We start from the raw sequence: 19,555 nt of genomic DNA, 5'->3' as shown, positions 1-19,555 counted from the left end.
TGCCATTATGAAACGCGCACTCATTAGTGTATCAGACAAAACAGACATAGTAGCTTTTGCAAAAGCATTAGTAAAACAGAACATAGAAATCATATCGACCGGCGGGACGAAGCGGGTTTTAGATGAAGCGGGTATTTCCACGCTTTCCATTGAAGAAGTGACCGGTTTTCCTGAGATGATGGACGGACGCGTGAAGACACTGCATCCGCTTATTCACGGCGGCTTGCTTGGACGCCGTGACCTGGACAGCCACATGAAGGCGATGGACGAGCACAACATTCAACCAATCGATTTTGTCTGTGTGAATCTTTATCCATTCAAAGAAACCATCAAAAAAACAGAGACGACTCCTGAAGAAGCCATCGAACAGATCGATATCGGCGGACCGAGCATGCTGCGCAGTGCGGCGAAAAACTTTGCTTCAGTGACAGTTGTAGTCGATTCCAACGACTACAACGAGGTGATCGCAGAACTCGAAACAAACGGGGAAACGTCGATAGCAACTAGACAACGACTAGCCGCAAAAGTCTTCCGACACACAGCGAGTTATGATGCGCTGATTGCTGAATACTTAACGGCTTTAACTGGAGAAACTGAACCGGAAACAGTGACACACACGTATGACCATAAACAAACGCTGCGATACGGAGAAAACAGTCATCAGACAGCAGTCTTTTATGAAGAACCGCTGGCCTCAAGCTATTCTATAGCGAAAGCCAAGCAACTGCACGGGAAAGCATTGTCCTTCAACAACATCAAAGACGCAGATGCAGCGATTCGAATCGCCCGTGATTTTGATGAGCCTGTCGCCGTCGCACTCAAACATATGAATCCTTGTGGTATTGGCATCGGCCAGACGGTCGAAGAAGCGTTTGACCGGGCATATGAAGCGGATCCGATGTCGATCTTTGGCGGCATCGTCGTCGTGAATGCAGAAGTATCCTTAGCTTTAGCTGAAAAATTGCACAAAATCTTTTTAGAAATCGTCATCGCGCCGAGTTATTCTGAAGATGCCTTGAAGCTATTAACTAAAAAGAAAAACGTCAGGCTATTGGAACTGGATTTTTCAGAAGCGAGAAAAGGCGGAAAAGAAACGGTCTCTGTTTTAGGCGGCCTGCTGGTTCAGGATCAAGATATGGTCGACGAAAAAGAAGCGCCTGAATGGAAAGTTGTGACAGAAAAAGCACCGACTGAGGCACAGTTGGCGGCAATGAAATTAAACTGGAAAGCCGTTAAACATGTTAAAAGCAATGCGATCGTCGTTGGGAATGACAAACAGACGTTAGGCATTGGTGCCGGTCAGATGAACCGGATAGGCGCTGTGAAAATAGCAATCGAACAGGCGGGGGAACAGGCAAAAGAAGCCGTTCTTGCGAGTGATGCCTTTTTCCCGATGGATGACAGCGTGGAGTATGCCGCTGAACATGGCATTCAAGCCATCATTCAACCAGGCGGAAGTGTTAAAGACCAGGCATCGATCGATAAAGCGAACGAACACGGGATAGCAATGGTGTTCACAGCGATGCGTCATTTCAGACATTAAATTTGATCGAAGAGAGGGAAACCTCTCTTTCCTTTTTACATAGACAGAAAAAAGCACAAAAAAGCACAATTAGGTATTATGAAGGGGAGAAGACAGTGAAACTTTTAGTTGTCGGGGGAGGCGGTCGCGAGCACGCGATTGCTAATAAGCTTTTATCAAGTGAACAAGTCGAGACCGTTTTTTGTGCGCCGGGAAATGCAGGTATGAAAAAAGACGGCATTGAAGTTTTGGAGATAGACCAGTCTGATCACGCGGCTTTGATCAACTTCGCAAAAAAAGAGAACATTTCCTGGACGATCGTCGGACCAGAAATACCGTTGTTTAACGGCATAGTAGATGATTTCCAGGCAGAAGGATTGAAAATATTCGGTCCCTCAAAAGCTGCGACATTGATCGAAGCTTCAAAAGAATTTGCAAAAGAACTGATGGTGAAAAATAAGATCCCGACATCAGACTATCAGTCATTCGGGGATTACACTTCAGCAAGCAAGTATATCGAGCAAGGGATTGTTCCGGTCGTGATAAAGGCAGATGGCCTGGCTGCAGGTAAGGGTGTCGTCGTTGCTGAAACAAAGGAAGAAGCACTAAACGCTCTAAAAGATATGATGCTGGACCAGAAATATGGCGCACTCAATGCTAGAGTGGTCATCGAAGAATACTTAACAGGCGAAGAATTTTCCCTGATGGCATTCGTCAAGGGCGATAAAGTTTACCCGATGGTCATTTCTCAAGACCATAAACGTCTGCTTGAAGGGGATAAAGGACCCAATACGGGAGGGATGGGAGCTTACGCACCCGTGCCGCACATAGCAGAATCTATCGTGAAAGAAGCCGTTGAACGAATTCTGGTACCTGCCGCTGTTGGAATGGTGGAAAACGGGACGCCTTTTGTGGGTATATTGTATGCGGGCGTGATGGCGACAGACGAAGGACCTAAAACGATCGAGTTCAATGCGCGTTTTGGTGACCCTGAAACCCAAGTACTGATGAACCGATTGGAATCTGACCTGGCTCAGGTGATCACTGATTTATTAGAAGATAACGAACCTGAACTGATCTGGAAAAAAGACGGGGTGAGTTTAGGCGTTGTCGTTGCCGCAGAAGGATACCCGGAAAACTATCAGAAAAGTATCCCGTTGACTCTTCCTGAATCAACAGAGAGCGTTCATTTATACTTCGCAGGAGTCAAAGAAGAAGCGGGCGAATTAGTTTCAAATGGTGGACGTATTTATTTGGTCGAAGCATCAGGGGAAACGATGAAAGATGCACAAGATAACATCTACCGGGCGCTTGCGTCAGTGGATACAACCGGTTGTGTATACCGGACTGATATTGGAAACAAGGCACTATAAGAGTAAACTAGAGGAAAGAGTAGTTGATCACTAAACTGGGAGGCGTTTGATTTGGCAATCGAAGTAGGAGTCGTTATGGGAAGCACATCAGACTGGGAAACGATGAAACACACGTGTGAGGTGCTGGACGAACTGAAGATAGGCTATGAGAAAAAGGTCGTTTCTGCACACCGCACACCCGATTTGATGTTTGAGTATGCAACACAGGCAAGAGTGCGCGGCATCAAAGTGATCATCGCCGGAGCAGGAGGCGCCGCTCATTTACCGGGCATGCTGGCGGCAAAAACGACGCTGCCGGTCATCGGTGTCCCGGTGCAATCCAAGGCTTTGAATGGACTGGATTCATTGTTGTCCATTGTTCAGATGCCTGGCGGCGTACCCGTTGCGACCGTCGCGATCGGCAAAGCCGGGGCAACGAATGCCGGACTTCTGGCAGCGCAGATACTGGGTGCTACTGATTTAGAGATCGCTGAACGAATCGACTCAAGAAGAGAAGCAATGAAACAGAAAGTATTGGAAAGTAGTGACGCTCTTGTCTAAACAAATCAAGCCTGGAAGCACGATCGGCATCATTGGTGGCGGACAACTCGGCCGGATGATGGCTTTTTCCGCCAAAGAAAGAGGGTACCGGATAGCTGTTTTGGATCCCACACCCGACTGTCCAACTGCTCAGGTAGCCGACTGGCATATCGAAGCCGCCTACGATGATTTAGAAGCATTGAAAGAACTGGCCGAGCGCAGTGACGTGCTGACGTACGAATTTGAAAACGTCGATGCCCAAACGATCGAGCGGGTCCTCGAAAAAGTCGCTATCGCGATTCCACAAGGGACAGAGTTGCTTTTGATCACTCAAAACCGTTTAAATGAAAAAGAATTCTTGAAAAAAGCAGGCATTTCAATTGCCTCCTATGCTAAAATCGAAACAGAAGCTGACTTAACAGAAGGGCTAAAAACCCTCGGCTACCCTGCAGTATTGAAAACCATTCGCGGGGGATACGACGGAAAAGGTCAGGTCGTTTTGAGGTCGCAGTCAGACATTGAAGAAGCGTTGGATCTACTCGGAAAGGGCACATGTGTCCTGGAAGAGTGGGTATCCTTCGACAAAGAAATATCGATCATGGTGGCCCGTAATGAAACGGGTGATGTCGTGACCCTACCTGTTTCAGAGAATATTCATCAGGATAATATTTTGCTTGAAAGCATAGTGCCGGCACGTGTTTCAGAAGATACATCGAAAGAAGCAGAAAGAATGGCAAAAACCATTGCTGAGAAAATGCAGCTGGTGGGGATTCTTGGTGTGGAGCTGTTCTTAACGGAATCCGGAAAAATCTACGCCAACGAATTAGCGCCACGTCCGCATAATTCGGGACATTATTCGATCGAAGCCTGTACAGAGTCTCAATTCGACCTACACATCCGGGCCATCTGCGGGTATCCCTTACCTGAGGTCGAATTATTGAAACCAGCTGTGATGATCAATATCCTGGGCGAGCATTTTGACCAGGCGTTGGAGCTGAACAACACTCAGCCATCATGGCATGTCCACGACTACGGGAAAATAGGCGTCAAAGTCGGACGTAAAATGGGACACGTCACTATCTTGACTGATAATATAGAAGAAACTTTACACGCTATTGATGAAACGAAAATTTGGAATTAGGAGACTGACGATATGATCGAACGCTATTCAAGACCTGAAATGAAAGAACTCTGGTCAGAACAAAACCGCTATCAGTCCTGGCTGGAAGTTGAAATTTTAGCAGACGAGGCCTGGGCAGAATTGGGAGTGATCCCTAAAGAAGATGTTCAGAAAATTCGTGAGAATGCCTCGTTTGATATCAAGCGCATTCTAGAAATCGAACAGCAGACCAAACACGACGTTGTTGCGTTTACCCGTTCGGTTTCTGAATCACTCGGCGACGAAAAGAAATGGGTCCATTATGGCTTGACCAGCACTGATGTCGTGGATACAGCCTATGGTTACCAGCTGAAACAAGTGAATGATGTGTTGAGACATGACCTGCAGCAATTGCTTGAAGTGATCGGTGAAAAAGCCAAAGAACATAAATATACGGTGACGATGGGTCGAACACACGGGGTACATGCCGAACCGACCACCTTTGGATTGAAACTCGCTCTTTGGTATTCTGAAATGAAACGCCATATCGAACGCTTTGAACATGCAGCAAAAGGAGTGGAAGCGGGCAAAATAAGCGGAGCAGTCGGGACCTTTGCCAACATTCCGACATTCGTAGAAAAATTTGTCTGTGAAAAATTAGGGACACGTCCACAAGAAATTTCGACTCAAGTCCTGCCACGTGATCTGCATGCTGAATATTTAAGCTCGATAGCACTCATTGCAACCAGTGTAGAGAAGTTTGCGACTGAAATTCGCGGACTACAAAAGTCAGAAACAAGAGAAGTAGAAGAGGGCTTTGCTAAAGGCCAAAAAGGCTCATCAGCCATGCCGCATAAACGCAACCCGATCGGATCAGAAAACATGGTCGGACTTGCTCGTGTTATACGTGGACATATGATGACGGCTTATGAAAATGTCACGTTATGGCACGAACGCGATATTTCCCATTCTTCGGCCGAACGCATTATACTGCCGGACAGTACGACGCTTTTAAATTACATGTTGAATCGGTTTACCAATATTGTACGTGATCTGACCGTGTTCCCTGAAAATATGAAACGGAACATGAATGCGACGTTTGGACTGATATACAGCCAGCGGGTGCTGTTGAAACTGATCGATAAAGGCTTGAGCAGAGAAGATGCCTATGATCTGGTACAGCCGCGGACAGCGGAAGCATGGGACAAACAGACCGCATTCAAGCCCTTACTGGAAAAAAATGAAAGAATCATGTCGTTACTGAACCAGGAAGAATTGGATGATGCCTTTGATTACACTTATCATCTGAAAAATGTTGATGAGATCTTTGAACGTGTCGGCTTAGGCGACTGAACGAAGTACCGGTGAACTATTGCAACTACAAAGAGACGATAGCATCACAGAAAAAAACACTCTCGATCGGGCTAGGGTATAGTCCGAAACGAGAGTGCTTTTTTGTGTGCTTAATTTCAGTTTAATCAAAACCAAACCTCTTTTGTGCGGAAAAATAGTGGGGAAGGGTCCATTTATAATAGACCGATGCTACCCTCAAGATGATAAGCGCAATGAATAAAATGGTCACGACGTAAGGTCCGCTTATCCAGTCAAGTCCAATAAATAACCCGGCTAAGGCAGCCCATAAGGCATAAATTTCTGAATAGAATATCATCGGTTTGCGTCCGGCAAGTAGATCCCGTACCAATCCTCCACCGACACCGGTCATGACAGCAGCAACCACAACGGCAATGACCGGCGCCTCAATCGAGACCGCATAATTTGATCCTTGAATTGCGAACGCAGCCAATCCGACGGCATCAAAAAAGACGGCACTATGCTTAAAACGGGGCTTCCATTTGTGCGGGAAGAAAAAGGCAAAGGTGATGGAAACAAACGCAATGATGAATAAGTTTTTTTGCATCCATATTCCCTCAACGGATACTCCTAGCAGTAAGTTCCGGATCGTACCCCCACCAAAAGCGGTGGTGAACCCCAGAATATACGCTCCCAATAAATCGTAGTTCTCTTCTGAAGCAACCAGTGTTCCACTTATCCCAAAAGCTATGGCACCCAAAATATCCAATACATCCCATGTCACTGTCATTTGACCACTCCTAAATTTTTGTTTATATAAATTACTCAGTTATTTATTAGTTTTTACTTAGATTTAATCCATTCGAGAATGGTTATAGAACCCACCACTTTTGCGGTTATGATCTGGCCCTTGTTCTTCATAAGTCTTATACATACTAGTACTTTACTACCGGAATGTCTAACATATAGCAAGATAATACGTTTTCCATTTTGAAGTATTTAAAAATAAAATAACAGAGTGTATAAAAGGGAAACGCTTTAGCTCATGATGTTGAGCAGAATTCAATATGCGAGGTGAAATTATGAACTAAATAGTGAATAATTTATAAATAGTCCTTAAGACTGATTTATTTTTTAAAAAGGTAAAGTTATACTATTGTTGTACAAAAAAATAAAGGCCAATGTGAATTACGTGACTGAAAAACATCGAAATAAACAACAAGTAATCATGAAAGGGTGCTGACAGATGAAACTTTATAAAAAACAGAGAAGAACGCCCATGACGCAAATCAAAATGTTGATCGAGTCTCTTTTTGACGCCAAAGTCAATACGAGAAGAAAAGTGATGGTGTTGGGAATCGTCCTTTACATCATCAGTCCGATCGATCTGATTCCTGACTTCATTCCAATGGTCGGCTATGCGGATGATGTCATTCTGCCCATCTTATTGATCATTGCTGAAAAATTGCTTTCGGGTGACAAAAATTCAGAACCCGTCCGAGTCAGAAAAGAAGCTGAAAAAGTCAACTAAAAGTGATGTATATTCATTACAGAATCAAAGCACGTTCCTTAATATGCGAATAAAAACAACCTGCAGATGGTTACACTTTGACAGTGACTATCAGTAGGTTGTTTGTTTTTAGATATATTTTTTTCATTCGGATATGGTTCGGTCCAAATCACTAGTACTAAGTTGGAGACTAGAGCCAGAACTGTCCAAGATAATGTAAAGGTCCCAGACAATTCAGCAATACCTGCATCGATCAGGAAAGCTAAGACGATATTGGCTGGAGAAATAATCAACACATAAATTATAGCCAGAAATATGCTCACATAAATCATGCTGATGATACAGCACCTTTCATGGTCATTATCCAAAAAAAAATTTCGTTAATACCGACTGGATTTGATTCCGTTTAAATACGTGGGTGGCTTTCTTTTTAATATTGGTTTGGAACACTAAATTCACAACACAGATGTTATCCATTTATTCGGTACAGTTATTATGTCAAATCAAGGGAACATGTACTCATATAGACCATGGAATTCGAAAATACAGGACTAGATATTAAGCTGTTTGTTTAGGAACGATGAGTTTTGGTGATCCCCACTGAAATTCATTTTAAATTAATGCCCGTTCCCGGTATACTATAGTAGAAAACACATGATGATTATGATCAGGAAGGTGCTGAAACAATGAATAATAATGACCGATTGCTACGACTGCGCTATGCGCTGGAGTTAAAGGATTCAGAAATGGTAGAGATTTTTAAATTGGGTGAAATGGAGATACCCATGCAAGAAGTGAGACAACTCCTTTCAAAACAGGATGAAAAAGATATTCAGGTGGATGAAGAAGATGAATTCTCAGAAAATCTGTACAAGGAAGATTGTACAGATCTGATGCTGGAATCTTTTCTCAATGGATTGATCGTCTATAAAAGAGGGAGACAAGTATCAAAAACGGGAGAACCAGTAAAAATGACGTTCTCTTTGAAACACAGTAAAGACGTCAATAATATTTTGCTGAAAAAAGTGAAAGTTGCCTTATCGCTTACAAATGAAGATGTTTTGGATATTCTTGATGATGCCGGAGTCAGTATTTCAAAAGGTGAGTTGAGTGCCGTTTTGAGAAAAGAAGATCACCGCAATTATCAGGAATGCGGGGATAGATACGCAAGGAATTTCCTCAAGGGACTGACCTTGAAATATAGAGGAGAGTAATACTTTCAATGAAAATTTGAAAGTATCCCAGTGAATGACTACCTTTAAACTATACACTTTTAAAAAACGACACTATGCAGTCCAAAGAAGATGACCCCATTAGCTTATCGGGGTCATCTTCTTTAATTTTTTTGATAACGACTATGATTATAAAATGAAATATATTCTTTTGAAGAATCATACAAATCCTTTAGGGTTTCCTGTCTTTTGAAAATAGCGAGAAAGTGAGGAGCGGTGTCTATAAAGAATATGAATTGCTATTTCACCTCTTTAGCGTTAGTATAATGCGCAAATACGCTTTGTTTTTTGATTGAAACAGGAGGACGTCTTAACAGATTTCATTTTCGTCAAACAGTTTCTTTTGCACTGTTACATATCTGAAATTTCGGACTCAACGAGTAAAATGAGAGAAGGGCATACAGATGAAACAAGAAAATTATAGAAAAGCAGTAGCTTTAAGGCACGAATTACACCAACATCCCGAACTTTCAAATGAAGAAACATGGACCAAGCAACGGTTAATGGATTTTTTAAAAGAACAAACGGATCTAGAAGTTGTAGATAAAGGAAATTGGTTTTATGCGGTTTATCGAGCTGGAAATGATCGATTGAATATTGCTTTTCGTACAGATTTCGATGCCCTTCCAATGGATGAGGCAATTGAATTACCTTGGGCTTCTAAAATCCCAGGAAAAGCACACAAATGCGGGCACGATGGGCATGCAGCAACGATGATTGGATTCGCTTTGGAAGTTGATCAAGAAGGAGCAGCAAACAACATTTTCTTTTTGTTTCAACCAGCTGAAGAAACAGGTGATGGAGCGATTCAATGTGTGGATTTGATCGAAGATGAACAGATCGATGAAATTTATGGATACCATAACTTTAGCGGTCTTCCTCATCAAGCGATAGCTGCCCGGGAAGGAACGACTCATTTTGCTTCTAAAGGAATGACGATTCATTTTGAAGGGACACCAGCCCATGCAAGTCAACCGGAAGATGGACAAAATCCTGCTTTAGCGATTGCAAAAGTGGTTCAAGCCCTTCCAGGATTTACGGAGTTAAAAGAGTACACTGGGGAGGTTTTGGCTACGGTCATTCAAATCGCTTTGGGGTCCGAAGCTTTTGGTGTTTCTCCAGGAGAAGGGGATTTGAAATTAACTATTCGTGCGTATGCAGAAAAAGATTTAGACCGGTTACAAGCGAACGTTGAAACTTTCGCAAAAGAGTTAGCCTCACAAGAACAATTACAGGTAGCATTTACTTATCAAGATGAATTTCCTGAAACATTCAATCATAAAGAAAACGTGGAAAAGGTACACCAAGCAGCTGAATCATTAGGATATGAGTACACTGAGTTAGAAAAAGCCTACCGCGGATCCGAAGATTTTGGACACTATACAAAGCGTATAAAAGGTGCGTTTTTCTATATCGGAAACGGCGAAGAGTACCCCCAAATACACACGAGTGCCTATGATTATCGGGATGAAAATATTCTGCGTGGAGTAGAAATGTTTAAGGCGCTCGCAAATATGACGGACCAATGAAAACGGAAAATCGTTAGACTCTATAAAAAAGATAACCAGTAATATACACTGTTTTTCTTTAATCTGGACCCTATGTCAAGGAGAGTATAAAAAGCCCCTATCGCTTTCTGAACATAGCATAAAACGTATCTGAAATTCAGATAAAAATCAGAGCCTCAAGTGTCAGCACGCGCTGCTGCTGGAGGTTCTTTTACATATTGAACCCATAAAAAAAGTTACTAAAAGTAAGCTGGAGTTTATTAAAGAGAATTAATGTGAACAGCTCAAAAAAGAACGCTGACTTGTTTTTCAAAAAAAAAAATTGAGTAAGAAGCTTTACCTATAATGTTCTCATAGGCATCAATGGTATAATAAGTCGTTATTATCGGTTTCACAAAAACCATGTATTTCTGTTAATCTTGTCCAAAATTTGTCTGAAACGAACTGTAACATAACTGTAATGGTTAATAGATTTTATAGTCCAGGCAAGAGTGGTACTATTGTTTTACATCAGAAATATAAAAATCACCTTAAAAAACAACTATTGAATGATAAATGACTACTACTATATGGAGGAAAATTACTTGAAGAATAAGATAATCATTGGACTTGTATCCTCGATGCTGTTGACAACTTTTGCACCATTTTTGGGTAGCGTTGTTCAAGCTGAGGAGCCCCTAGAAGACTTAAAAGAACAAGTAGAAAATAATAAAGGTCGCTCAAAGAAACTTGGATCAGTTATTGAAGAAACTGAAGCTGAAATGAATAGTTTAGAGCAAGAAAGACAAGAACTGGAAGGAAACATACAGTCACTTCAAATCACTATTCAAGAATTGACAGAGGACTTGGATGAACAAAGCCAGCGTCTGGTAGAAACAAACAAAGAGATAGAAAAATTAAATAAAAAAATTGAAGATTTAACAAAAGCTATTGAAGTGCGTAACGACAAATTGATGACTCAAGCACGGGCAACACAAACTAAATGGAATCCAACGAACATCATACATATGATAATTTCGGCAGAAGATATTTCAGATTTGATAAGTCGCGTTGGTGTGGTCAGCAAATTAGTATCTGCTAACCAACAAGTTATTGAAGATCAGAGACGCGATCAGGAAGCAGTCATTAAAGCTGAGTCAAAAGTTCAAGTTGAAAAAGCTGAAGTTGAAACATTGGTAACACAGATCGAAACTAACCGTGAAGAATTAACGGTTCAACAAGTTGAACTAGATGATGAAATCATGTTTGTTGCTGAACGTTATCAAATGAATTCCGCTGAAAAAGATCAGTTTGTCAGCGAACAGTTTGAGCTAGCTCAAGAAACAATGGCTTTATCTACAGAGATTAGAGCAGAAGAAAAACGTTTGGAAGAAAAACGCATTGCAGAAGAGAAGCGCCTTGAAGAGGAACGTATAGCAGAAGAAAAACGTTTGGCAGAAGAGAAACGTCTTGAAGAAAAACTTTTGGCTGAAGAGAAACGTCTTGAAGAAGAAGCTATTGCTAAAGAAGCCGAAGAAGCAAAACAGCGTCAGGCTGAAGCAGAACGTAAAGAACAAGTGGCTTTAGCTGCTGAACAACGTCGAGAAGAAGCTCAAAAAGAACAAGCTCAAGAAGAACAAGCTCAAGAAGCACAAGCAAGTTTAACTGCTGAAAGAAATTCAGCTGAACAACGTCGTGCTGAAAGAGAAAAAGCAGCCGAGCAACGTGCAGCAGCCGAAAATCGTCAGGAACAAGAACGTTTAGCTAGAGTAGAAGCGGAACGTGTTGCAAACGCTGAAGCAGAATCTAGAGCACAGGCTACAGCTGCAGCAAATCAAAGAGAAGAAGAACGTAGAGCGGCAGCACAGGCTGCAGCTGAACGAAGAGAAGAAGAACGTAAAGCGTCAGCAGCAGAGGCTGCAACGTCTTCAAATAATACATCGTCTAGCGTTGCTGCTCCAACAAGTAGTGGTTGGATACGTCCGGCAAGTGGCAGAATTACTTCGCCTTACGGATGGAGAACTCATCCAATCTTTGGAGATCGTCGACTGCATACAGGCGTTGATATTGCAGGAAGTGGACCAATCATAGCATCTCGTGCTGGTATAGTAACGACTGCGGGTTATAGTAGCGCACTTGGTTATTACGTCAGAATTGATCATGGTGATGGATTCACATCAGTTTATTCACATATGCAACCTAATTTAAGTGTTTCTCGTGGACAACGCGTATCACAGGGACAACAATTAGGAATCATGGGAACGACAGGACATTCAACAGGTGTTCATTTAGATTTCAAAATATACAAAAACGGATCACACGTTGATCCAATGATTTACATCAGATAAAATTAAATAATGCAAAAAAAGAGAGAAAGCAAATAAAATTTGCTTTCTCTCTTTTTTGATTAATCATTACAGAAGTTGATATGATAACGAAACTCTATAATTCAAATATAACTTATGGCAGATACCGTTTATCACGCTTGCCGAATGTACGATTAGAGAAAATTTGAAACAAACCACTGTTAATAGAAAGACCCAGGGCAATTGCTCCGGAAACTAAGAAGGTTTCCGTCCCGTACATTAATGCTAATTCTGTATGGCCTTCAATAAAAGCGCGCATCATATTATAAGCTGAACCACCTGGAACAAGAGGAATAATTGCTGGAACGGCGAAGACGATAACGGGCATTCTATAGTATCTGGCGAACCACTGACTAAAAAATGCCACTAAGAAAGACGCTGCACCTGCACCAATGAATACAACAAAACCAAATTGAAATGCAATGACGTAGTAGACTAACCATCCGAGAGCACCAGAGATACTTGAAGCAAAAAGCGTACGCGTAGGCACGTTGTACATGACACCAAAGGCAAAAGAAGCAACAAAGGCTGCAAGTAAATAGGTTAAATAATTTAAAGTCACTTTATTTCTCCTTTCTCTTTATAAGAATGCGAGGACTATTGCCACACCTATACCGATAGCTCCGGCGGTTAAAAAGGCTTTGGCCAATACGGCCACGCCGGCAAGTAAATGGCCAGCCATCAAATCTCTGAAGCTGTTGGTTATGGCCATACCGGGAACTAGTGACATCACACTGCCGATGATAATGACGTTGACGTCTTGGCCAAATCCCAAAGTGGTAAACAAGACGGCTAAGAGTCCAATGAAAAATGAAGCAACCATTTCAGCAAAGAAACTGACGTTGGTCCAGTTATTGACAACTTCAAAAAGATAATGACCTAAGCCTCCGGCAATAAAAGCGGGAAGGATTTCTAAATAGGAGCCGCCGAATAATAAGGTGAACCCACCACAAGCGACTGCCATTGCACTGTTTCGCTGCCAACGAGTAAAGTTAGTGGGAGTGTCTTTTATATTATTTAGTTTTTCTGTCACTCTTTTGGGAGGTAGTGCTTTTTTCGAAAGCTGCCTCGAGAGATCGTTCACCATGGAAACTTTTTCCAAATTGGTAATTCTATCGTTCATTCGTAAGAGTTCGGTGTGGTCTTGTCCATCTTCTCCCTGGACAGTAATGATCAAGGCAGTAGGAACGACAAACACGTTTATGTTCTTGAGATGATAACTTTTTGCGATACGGTAAAGCGTATCTTCAACGCGGTAAGTTTCCGCGCCATTTTCAAGCATGACTCTGCCCGCTTCTACGCAGACATCTAAAATAGCAGATACGGGGTACTGTTGCATTCCTAACCCTCCTAAAAGAAACTTTCAATACGCCTAGTATAACGATTTTTCATAATAAATGCGAATAGATTTTAACGCGATGAATGGTGTCTTATTTCTATCCTGAAATGCTATGTGGTAGACTAATATTAATTATCTACTAGCGAGGTCAATGAGGAGGAATATAATTTGTATGAATTGAAAACACAGCCCACCGATGCGAGTGTGGTAGCGTTTGTTGAATCGGTCGAGCATCCGAAGAAACGTGAGGATACGTTCAGGTTACTCGATATATTTTCTGAAACAACAGGTATGGAACCGAAAATGTGGGGACCGAGTATCATTGGATATGGAGTCTATCATTATAAATATGATTCAGGGCATGAAGGTGACAGCATGTTAGTAGGCTTTTCTCCCCGAAAGACAAGGTTCAGTCTGTATTTTGCGACCGGTGATGAAAAACGGGAAGAATTGTTAAAAGAATTTGGTAAGCATAAAGCGGGCAAAGCCTGTGTGTATGTAAATAAACTAGACGATATAAATACTGATGTTTTAAAAGAACTCATCCATCAGTCTATTGTTTTTCTAACGGATACGTATGGTGAAAAAAACATCATAAAAGAATGACTGAGTCTGGTTGTATGCTTCAAATTATAGAAAGATTATCATCTGATTAGAAGCGCCTTTCATTTATTTTTCTGCTTGGTCTAATGTGCTATAATGATTAAGCTGAATAGACCAATAGGTTGATGAGATATTGAAAGGAAGACTGTAATGACAGATAAGAATGTAGCTAAACTGATTGAACAAACGCCCTTATTAAATAATATAAAACAGGGAGAAGAAGTATTTTGGAAAAACCCGATGACGTTACCAACTGAGGAAGCAACGGCACAGACAAAGTTTTCTAAAGCGGACATTCTAGATGCAGAAGAACGTTTGCAACGTTTCGCAGCTTTTATCCGTGTGGCTTTTCCTGAAACTGAAGTTATAGCTGGAATCATTGAATCACCTCTTTCAGAAATTACTAAGATGAAAAACTATCTAGATGAGGCTTTAAACGAAAAATTAGAAGGACGTCTGTTGTTAAAACGCGATGATTTACTTCCGATTTCCGGGACCATCAAAGCTAGAGGAGCTATTTATGAAGTGTTGGAGCATGCGGAAGAATTGGCGCTTGAACACGGCTTAATTGATAACACGAATGAAGACTATGCTGTTTTTGCCAGCGACGAATTCAAGACCTTCTTCTCACAGTTTAATATCACTGTCGGGACGACGGGTAACCTAGGGATCAGTGTTGGAACAATGGGTCGTAAGTTAGGCTTTGAAGTGACGGTGCATATGTCAGTTGAAGCTAAACAATGGAAAAAAGAATATCTGAGAAATATAGGCGTAGAAGTGATCGAACATGATACGGACTTCTCCAAAGCCGTTGAAAACGGGCGTGCTGAGTCGGAAGCTGATCCTAAAAGTTATTTCGTGGATGATGAGCATTCGGAAAAACTGTTCTTAGGCTACACAGCGGGTGGTTTACGTATGAAGGTACAGGTTGAATTAGCTGGAATCAAAGTTGATGCCGAGCATCCGTTATTTGTGTACTTGCCTTGTGGCATTGGTGGCTCGCCAGGTGGGATCACGTTTGGATTGAAACAAGCCTTTGGGGACCATGTCCATTGTTTCTTTGCAGAACCGACGAAAATGCCGAGCATGATGATTGGCTTGCTTAGTCAAAAATATGATGAAATATCTGTTTTTGACTTTGACTTAGGTGGATTAACTGTGGCAGATGGTTTAGCAGTTCCGCGAACCTCGGGACTGGTCGCTAAGTTGATGCGCACGTTCTTCAGTGGCGGCTACTCGATCGATGATGACGTCTTCAAGGCTTTACTGTGTAAACTCTATGAAAAAGAAAGCATCTTCCTGGAACCCGCAGCCGTTGCTGGTTTGATTGGACCGTACCGTCTGATACAGTCTAATGACGGTCAAGAGTATATCAAGGAAAAAGGATTATCCGATAAAATGGGTCAAGCGACACATATTGCCTGGGCAACAGGTGGATCGATGGTTCCAGAAAAAAACCGTCAAGAGTTTTTAAAAGAGTGTCAAACTCACGAATTATAACAAAAAAACCTGGTGCTTATAGAAGCGTCAGGTTTTTACATAAATAAATAGTATAATGCGTAACAAACATGAATTGATTTTATTCTTATGTATACATGTATATTGCAGACTATTCCAATAATTAATATATTGTTTAGTTGATGAATAGAGGTAAAAAACGGTATGATAATAGCAACAAGGTTTTGAAATTTTTGAGTTCACTTTAGAAGGAGATTATTAAAATATGAAAAACTACAAACGTTTACCAAAACATATTGGAGTTATTCCAGATGGGAACCGAAGATGGGCCTTAACTAAAGGATTAAAAAAACATGACGGATATAATCATGGCATAGGTCCTGGAATGAAACTCTATGAAGCCTGCCTGGAGCTTGGTGTTGAAGAAATGACCTATTATGGCTTTACCATGGATAATGTTAAACGTCCGTCGCTCCAAACAAAAGCGTTTCAAAAAGCCTGTGTTGATTCTGTCAATGAATTAAAGAAAAAAGATGCTGATTTACTCGTGTTAGGAAACACCGATTCGGATGTTTTTCCTAAAGAATTATTACCTTACGCAAACAAACGAACGAAATTTGGCGAAGGAAAAATGAAAGTGAATTTCTTAGTTAACTACGGATGGAACTGGGATCTGAATTGCGCATTGGAAGAGAGTGCCGGCACACCGTCAAAGGATATTACAGAGATGATGGCATCCAAAGATGTTTCCCGCATCGATTTGATTTTAAGATGGGGTGGGCGCCGAAGACTAAGCGGCTTTTTACCTGTTCAGTCGATTTATTCCGACATTTTCGTTTTTGATGATCTATGGCCAGACTATAAAGAAGAGCATTTACACGAAGCTTTATCTTGGTACCAGGAAACAGATATAACTTTAGGTGGCTAATGAATATATGGTCACAGTAATCATGTTTGCACACTTGATTTGAATTAAATAGGCTTAGCTTAAAAATAGGGAATACAGGAAGGAGGTCGCGTATGAGCGGGAAACGATTGATAGTACTCGTAGGTCCAAGTGGAAGTGGGAAAACAACGTTGGGTGATGAATTATCAAAAAAAGGTTATCCGAAGCTGGTCACCACAACCACACGTAAACCACGACCCGGAGAAACCGACGGGATAGATTATTACTTCAAAAAAGAAGAAGAATTGGACCCTGACGACTTCATCGAGCAGACCGTCTATAATGGAAACCTGTATGGCTTGACCAAAGCAGAGGTACGCGAAGCGTTGATCAAGTTCCCTCTCGTTCATGTTTCTTTGGATAAAAATGGCGCAAAGGCTTTGAAATCTGTTTATCCTGAAGAAACGTTTGTTGTTTTTGTCTACGTTTCCGAAGAAGAAATGAAAAAAAGAATGAAGGCTAGAGGAGATCAGGAAGATAAGATTGCTGAACGTATCGAGTTTAGTCAAGCAATCAACGAATCAGAACCGATAGAAGAATCAGATTTAGTGATTGAAAATAAATCCGTTAAGAAGAGTGTCGAAACTATTCTCAACACCTTAAAAGAAACGAAACGATCCTTTAAGTGAGAAGGTAATGGTATGGATATTGATCCAAAAACAATCGTCACGTACCCGCTCTTTACTTTTGTCATATACTTGCTCTTAAGCCTAGTCTTTGACTTGCCTTTATGGACAGTATTTATTGCGCTATTTATCGTCTTTTTGTATTTCATCGTCATCATCATTATTGAACTGTATAAATGAAAAACCACTATCTCGCCCTGATGGGAGATAGTGGTTTTTTGATTTGTCAGTCGGTAAAATTACTTGAAGCAAAGCTATCAGGGACGTCGATCCCACTTGAATTATAATTTTCGCCATTCATGATCGAGTTTTTAACAATCACATAGTCCACTTTTCTCAAAGATTCGATGTCATTGCCCCCAGCATATGAGATGGAGGATTGTAAGTCTTGTTGCATTTCAAGCAAGGTATCGGAAATATCCCCTTTATACTCCGTTAACATTTTCTTGCCTTCGACATTTTTACGTTCGCCTTTTTGATGAGCCGAGGCGCTGCCAAAGTATTCTTTGTATAAGGTCCCATCCACTTCGATCGTTTTTCCGGGCGATTGTTCGTGACCTGCTAGAAGAGAACCGATCATGACCATCGTCGCACCAAAACGAATAGACTTCGCAATATCACCGTGTGTACGAATACCTCCGTCGGCAATCAATGGTTTTCTGGCTGCTTTTGAACAGGATGAAAGGGCAGCTAATTGCCATCCGCCCGTACCGAAGCCGGTTTTAAGTTTTGTTGTGCATACTTTTCCGGGACCAATACCAACTTTGGTCGCGTCCGCACCGGCATTTTCCAGTTCCCGTACAGCCTCTGGTGTGCCAACATTTCCGGCAATCAAGAATGTATCTGGCAAGAATTGTTTGACGTGTTTGATCATGTCAATGACTAATTCAGAATGACCATGGGCCACGTCGATGGTCATATAGTCAGGAACTAGATTTTCTCGATCCAATTCTTCTATAAAATCATATTCTTCGTCTTTTACACCTAGACTAATAGATGAAATCAATTGATTTTTTTTCATTTTTTTAATAAAATCTTTTCTGAGATCTTCTTCAAAACGATGCATGATATAAAAATAATTATTTTGGGCTAACCAGATGGCTAAGTCATCATCGATCACTGTCTGCATGTTTGCAGGGACAACGGGCAGCGCAAAAGTGTGTTTGCCAAGTTGAACCTGTGTATTACATTCTGAACGACTTCTAACGATCGATTTAGCTGGGATTAATTGGATGTCTTCGTAATCAAATACTTTCATTTCATACTCCTCTATTTTACTGTCTTTAATGACATATTTTGGGAGAAAAGTGTTACTCTAACATATTTGTTTCCCTGTTCTACTTTACCTAAATAGTTCGTAAATGTCAAAGTCAAAAAGAGTGGAGATGATACATAATAGTTGCACAAAAACCAGAAAAGATGGAAAATAATTCTAATTGATTGAAAAGGAGAAATGGATTGATGAACCCGTTCAAAAAAATTGTAATCGAGAAATTAGGAACACCGAAACGACTTTTTTTACTGGGATCAATACTGACACTCCCTTTTTTGTTTTTGGTCTGGATGAGCTTTTATGACTGGGGATTTATTGGTGTGCTTGACGAAATGATTGGTGCAGAGATTCATGAAGAACGCGAAACGTTACTGAATATCTTTTTCATTTCCATTACCCGGTTAGGTAATCCCATAGCGATAGGGAGTCTAACGGTAGCCGTTGCCTGGTTTGCAGGAATCCACAGAAAGAATAAAAAAATTGCACTCTGGTATGTTATCACAGTTGTCTTTGGAGCAGGGGTGATGAATCAAATAGTCAAATTTATTTTCCAACGTGAAAGACCAACAAGTGTAGAGCACCTGATCACTCAAGGCGGTTACTCTTTTCCGAGTGGACACGCGATGGGAGCCATTATTGTTTACGGGGCATTACTATTTTTGATTATCCGGACCTATTCGAGCTGGAAAATCATTTTGCCTGCTACCTTGGTGATTGTTCCCTTGATTGCATTGATGGGGATCAGTCGCATCTATTTAGGTGTGCATTATCCATCTGATGTCATTGGTGGCTATTCACTTGGTCTAGCCATCTTGTCACTCAGTTTAGGTATTTACAGTTTGTTCTTGACTGAAAAAGAGATAAAGAACGACGAACATTCAAACTAAGTTG

The 19,555-nt window shown here is 41.3% G+C and carries 19 protein-coding genes; 15 read left to right on the top strand and 4 right to left on the bottom strand.

Going from position 1 to position 19,555, the window contains the following annotated elements; translation table 11 throughout:
• Positions 1-7: 7 nt before the first annotated feature.
• The 5 genes from purH (at position 8) to purB (ending at position 5,866) form a co-directional block, all read left to right on the top strand.
• Positions 8-1,543, top strand: a complete 1,536-nt coding sequence (gene purH, locus ACO1PF_RS04535; RefSeq protein WP_423190499.1) for a bifunctional phosphoribosylaminoimidazolecarboxamide formyltransferase/IMP cyclohydrolase — start codon at positions 8-10, stop codon at positions 1,541-1,543.
• A 95-nt stretch (positions 1,544-1,638) separates the two neighbouring features.
• Positions 1,639-2,895, top strand: a complete 1,257-nt coding sequence (gene purD, locus ACO1PF_RS04530; protein ID WP_423190150.1) for a phosphoribosylamine--glycine ligase — start codon at positions 1,639-1,641, stop codon at positions 2,893-2,895.
• Between the two features lie 75 nt (positions 2,896-2,970).
• Positions 2,971-3,435 (top strand): 5-(carboxyamino)imidazole ribonucleotide mutase, encoded by a 465-nt coding sequence (purE, locus tag ACO1PF_RS04525; RefSeq protein ID WP_423190498.1) that lies wholly within the window; start codon positions 2,971-2,973, stop codon positions 3,433-3,435.
• Positions 3,428-4,555 carry a 5-(carboxyamino)imidazole ribonucleotide synthase gene (gene purK, locus ACO1PF_RS04520; protein WP_423190149.1) on the top strand — a complete coding sequence of 376 codons (1,128 nt, stop codon included), beginning with the start codon at positions 3,428-3,430 and terminating at the stop codon, positions 4,553-4,555. Before purE ends, purK begins: the two co-directional genes overlap by 8 nt.
• Positions 4,556-4,567: 12 nt before the next feature.
• The gene (purB, locus tag ACO1PF_RS04515; protein WP_423190148.1) at positions 4,568-5,866 is read left to right on the top strand and encodes an adenylosuccinate lyase; all 1,299 of its coding nucleotides are present in this window, start codon (positions 4,568-4,570) and stop codon (positions 5,864-5,866) included.
• Positions 5,867-5,987: 121 nt separating this feature from the next.
• On the opposite strand, the gene ACO1PF_RS04510 is transcribed toward purB, so the two are convergent.
• Positions 5,988-6,614, bottom strand: coding sequence for a trimeric intracellular cation channel family protein (locus ACO1PF_RS04510; protein ID WP_423190147.1), 627 nt, complete (start codon positions 6,612-6,614; stop codon positions 5,988-5,990).
• A 489-nt stretch (positions 6,615-7,103) separates the two neighbouring features.
• Between ACO1PF_RS04510 and ACO1PF_RS04505 the strand changes: the two genes are divergently transcribed.
• The 4 genes from ACO1PF_RS04505 to ACO1PF_RS04490 all read left to right on the top strand — a co-directional run bounded on the left by ACO1PF_RS04505 (position 7,104) and on the right by ACO1PF_RS04490 (position 12,401).
• Positions 7,104-7,355, top strand: a complete 252-nt coding sequence (locus ACO1PF_RS04505) for a YkvA family protein (protein ID WP_423190146.1) — start codon at positions 7,104-7,106, stop codon at positions 7,353-7,355.
• A 665-nt stretch (positions 7,356-8,020) separates the two neighbouring features.
• The gene (locus tag ACO1PF_RS04500) at positions 8,021-8,548 is read left to right on the top strand and encodes a DUF1456 family protein (RefSeq protein WP_423190145.1); all 528 of its coding nucleotides are present in this window, start codon (positions 8,021-8,023) and stop codon (positions 8,546-8,548) included.
• A gap of 422 nt (positions 8,549-8,970) precedes the next feature.
• Positions 8,971-10,095, top strand: coding sequence for a M20 metallopeptidase family protein (locus tag ACO1PF_RS04495; protein ID WP_423190144.1), 1,125 nt, complete (start codon positions 8,971-8,973; stop codon positions 10,093-10,095).
• Positions 10,096-10,658: 563 nt separating this feature from the next.
• Entirely contained in the window at positions 10,659-12,401 is a 1,743-nt protein-coding gene (locus ACO1PF_RS04490; RefSeq protein WP_423190143.1) for a peptidoglycan DD-metalloendopeptidase family protein, read from the top strand.
• Between the two features lie 112 nt (positions 12,402-12,513).
• Here ACO1PF_RS04490 and ACO1PF_RS04485 read toward each other — a convergent pair whose 3' ends face one another.
• Positions 12,514-12,981: a threonine/serine exporter family protein gene (locus ACO1PF_RS04485; RefSeq protein WP_423190142.1), complete on the bottom strand. Its 468-nt coding sequence runs from the start codon at positions 12,979-12,981 to the stop codon at positions 12,514-12,516.
• An 18-nt stretch (positions 12,982-12,999) separates the two neighbouring features.
• Complete coding sequence (locus tag ACO1PF_RS04480; protein ID WP_423190141.1) at positions 13,000-13,758, bottom strand: threonine/serine exporter family protein; 759 nt, start codon at positions 13,756-13,758, stop codon at positions 13,000-13,002.
• Positions 13,759-13,926: 168 nt separating this feature from the next.
• Here ACO1PF_RS04480 and ACO1PF_RS04475 point away from each other — a divergent pair, with 168 nt between their 5' ends.
• The 5 genes from ACO1PF_RS04475 to ACO1PF_RS04455 all read left to right on the top strand — a co-directional run bounded on the left by ACO1PF_RS04475 (position 13,927) and on the right by ACO1PF_RS04455 (position 17,571).
• Positions 13,927-14,364 carry a DUF1801 domain-containing protein gene (locus ACO1PF_RS04475; RefSeq protein ID WP_423190140.1) on the top strand — a complete coding sequence of 146 codons (438 nt, stop codon included), beginning with the start codon at positions 13,927-13,929 and terminating at the stop codon, positions 14,362-14,364.
• Between the two features lie 147 nt (positions 14,365-14,511).
• Positions 14,512-15,861: a D-serine ammonia-lyase gene (locus ACO1PF_RS04470; RefSeq protein ID WP_423190139.1), complete on the top strand. Its 1,350-nt coding sequence runs from the start codon at positions 14,512-14,514 to the stop codon at positions 15,859-15,861.
• Positions 15,862-16,084: 223 nt separating this feature from the next.
• On the top strand, positions 16,085-16,747 hold the full coding sequence (locus ACO1PF_RS04465; RefSeq protein ID WP_423190138.1) for an undecaprenyl diphosphate synthase family protein: 663 nt from the start codon (positions 16,085-16,087) through the stop codon (positions 16,745-16,747).
• 92 nt (positions 16,748-16,839) lie between these two features.
• Positions 16,840-17,394, top strand: coding sequence for a guanylate kinase (locus ACO1PF_RS04460; RefSeq protein WP_423190137.1), 555 nt, complete (start codon positions 16,840-16,842; stop codon positions 17,392-17,394).
• A 12-nt stretch (positions 17,395-17,406) separates the two neighbouring features.
• Positions 17,407-17,571 (top strand): hypothetical protein, encoded by a 165-nt coding sequence (locus ACO1PF_RS04455; protein ID WP_177244048.1) that lies wholly within the window; start codon positions 17,407-17,409, stop codon positions 17,569-17,571.
• 46 nt (positions 17,572-17,617) lie between these two features.
• Here ACO1PF_RS04455 and guaC read toward each other — a convergent pair whose 3' ends face one another.
• Entirely contained in the window at positions 17,618-18,649 is a 1,032-nt protein-coding gene (gene guaC, locus ACO1PF_RS04450; protein ID WP_423190136.1) for a GMP reductase, read from the bottom strand.
• Between the two features lie 203 nt (positions 18,650-18,852).
• Between guaC and ACO1PF_RS04445 the strand changes: the two genes are divergently transcribed.
• Positions 18,853-19,551 (top strand): phosphatase PAP2 family protein, encoded by a 699-nt coding sequence (locus ACO1PF_RS04445; RefSeq protein ID WP_423190135.1) that lies wholly within the window; start codon positions 18,853-18,855, stop codon positions 19,549-19,551.
• The last annotated feature ends 4 nt before the right edge of the window (positions 19,552-19,555 follow it).

This window comes from Alkalibacterium sp. f15 (genome assembly GCF_049389645.1).
Lineage (GTDB): Bacteria > Bacillota > Bacilli > Lactobacillales > Carnobacteriaceae_A > Alkalibacterium.
This window is presented reverse-complemented; position numbering and strand designations above follow the sequence as displayed.

Excerpts from the sequence above, each read along its gene's own strand:
- purH (WP_423190499.1), top strand. The coding sequence starts at position 8 with ATGAAACGCGCACTCATTAGTGTATCAGACAAAACAGACATAGTAGCT.
- ACO1PF_RS04510 (WP_423190147.1), bottom strand. The coding sequence starts at position 6,614 with ATGACAGTGACATGGGATGTATTGGATATTTTGGGTGCCATAGCTTTT.
- ACO1PF_RS04480 (WP_423190141.1), bottom strand. The coding sequence starts at position 13,758 with ATGCAACAGTACCCCGTATCTGCTATTTTAGATGTCTGCGTAGAAGCG.
- ACO1PF_RS04495 (WP_423190144.1), top strand. The coding sequence starts at position 8,971 with ATGAAACAAGAAAATTATAGAAAAGCAGTAGCTTTAAGGCACGAATTA.
- ACO1PF_RS04470 (WP_423190139.1), top strand. The coding sequence starts at position 14,512 with ATGACAGATAAGAATGTAGCTAAACTGATTGAACAAACGCCCTTATTA.
- ACO1PF_RS04465 (WP_423190138.1), top strand. The coding sequence starts at position 16,085 with ATGAAAAACTACAAACGTTTACCAAAACATATTGGAGTTATTCCAGAT.
- ACO1PF_RS04500 (WP_423190145.1), top strand. The coding sequence starts at position 8,021 with ATGAATAATAATGACCGATTGCTACGACTGCGCTATGCGCTGGAGTTA.
- purB (WP_423190148.1), top strand. The coding sequence starts at position 4,568 with ATGATCGAACGCTATTCAAGACCTGAAATGAAAGAACTCTGGTCAGAA.
- guaC (WP_423190136.1), bottom strand. The coding sequence starts at position 18,649 with ATGAAAGTATTTGATTACGAAGACATCCAATTAATCCCAGCTAAATCG.
- ACO1PF_RS04445 (WP_423190135.1), top strand. The coding sequence starts at position 18,853 with ATGAACCCGTTCAAAAAAATTGTAATCGAGAAATTAGGAACACCGAAA.
- ACO1PF_RS04455 (WP_177244048.1), top strand. The coding sequence starts at position 17,407 with ATGGATATTGATCCAAAAACAATCGTCACGTACCCGCTCTTTACTTTT.
- ACO1PF_RS04460 (WP_423190137.1), top strand. The coding sequence starts at position 16,840 with ATGAGCGGGAAACGATTGATAGTACTCGTAGGTCCAAGTGGAAGTGGG.
- purE (WP_423190498.1), top strand. The coding sequence starts at position 2,971 with ATGGGAAGCACATCAGACTGGGAAACGATGAAACACACGTGTGAGGTG.
- ACO1PF_RS04505 (WP_423190146.1), top strand. The coding sequence starts at position 7,104 with ATGACGCAAATCAAAATGTTGATCGAGTCTCTTTTTGACGCCAAAGTC.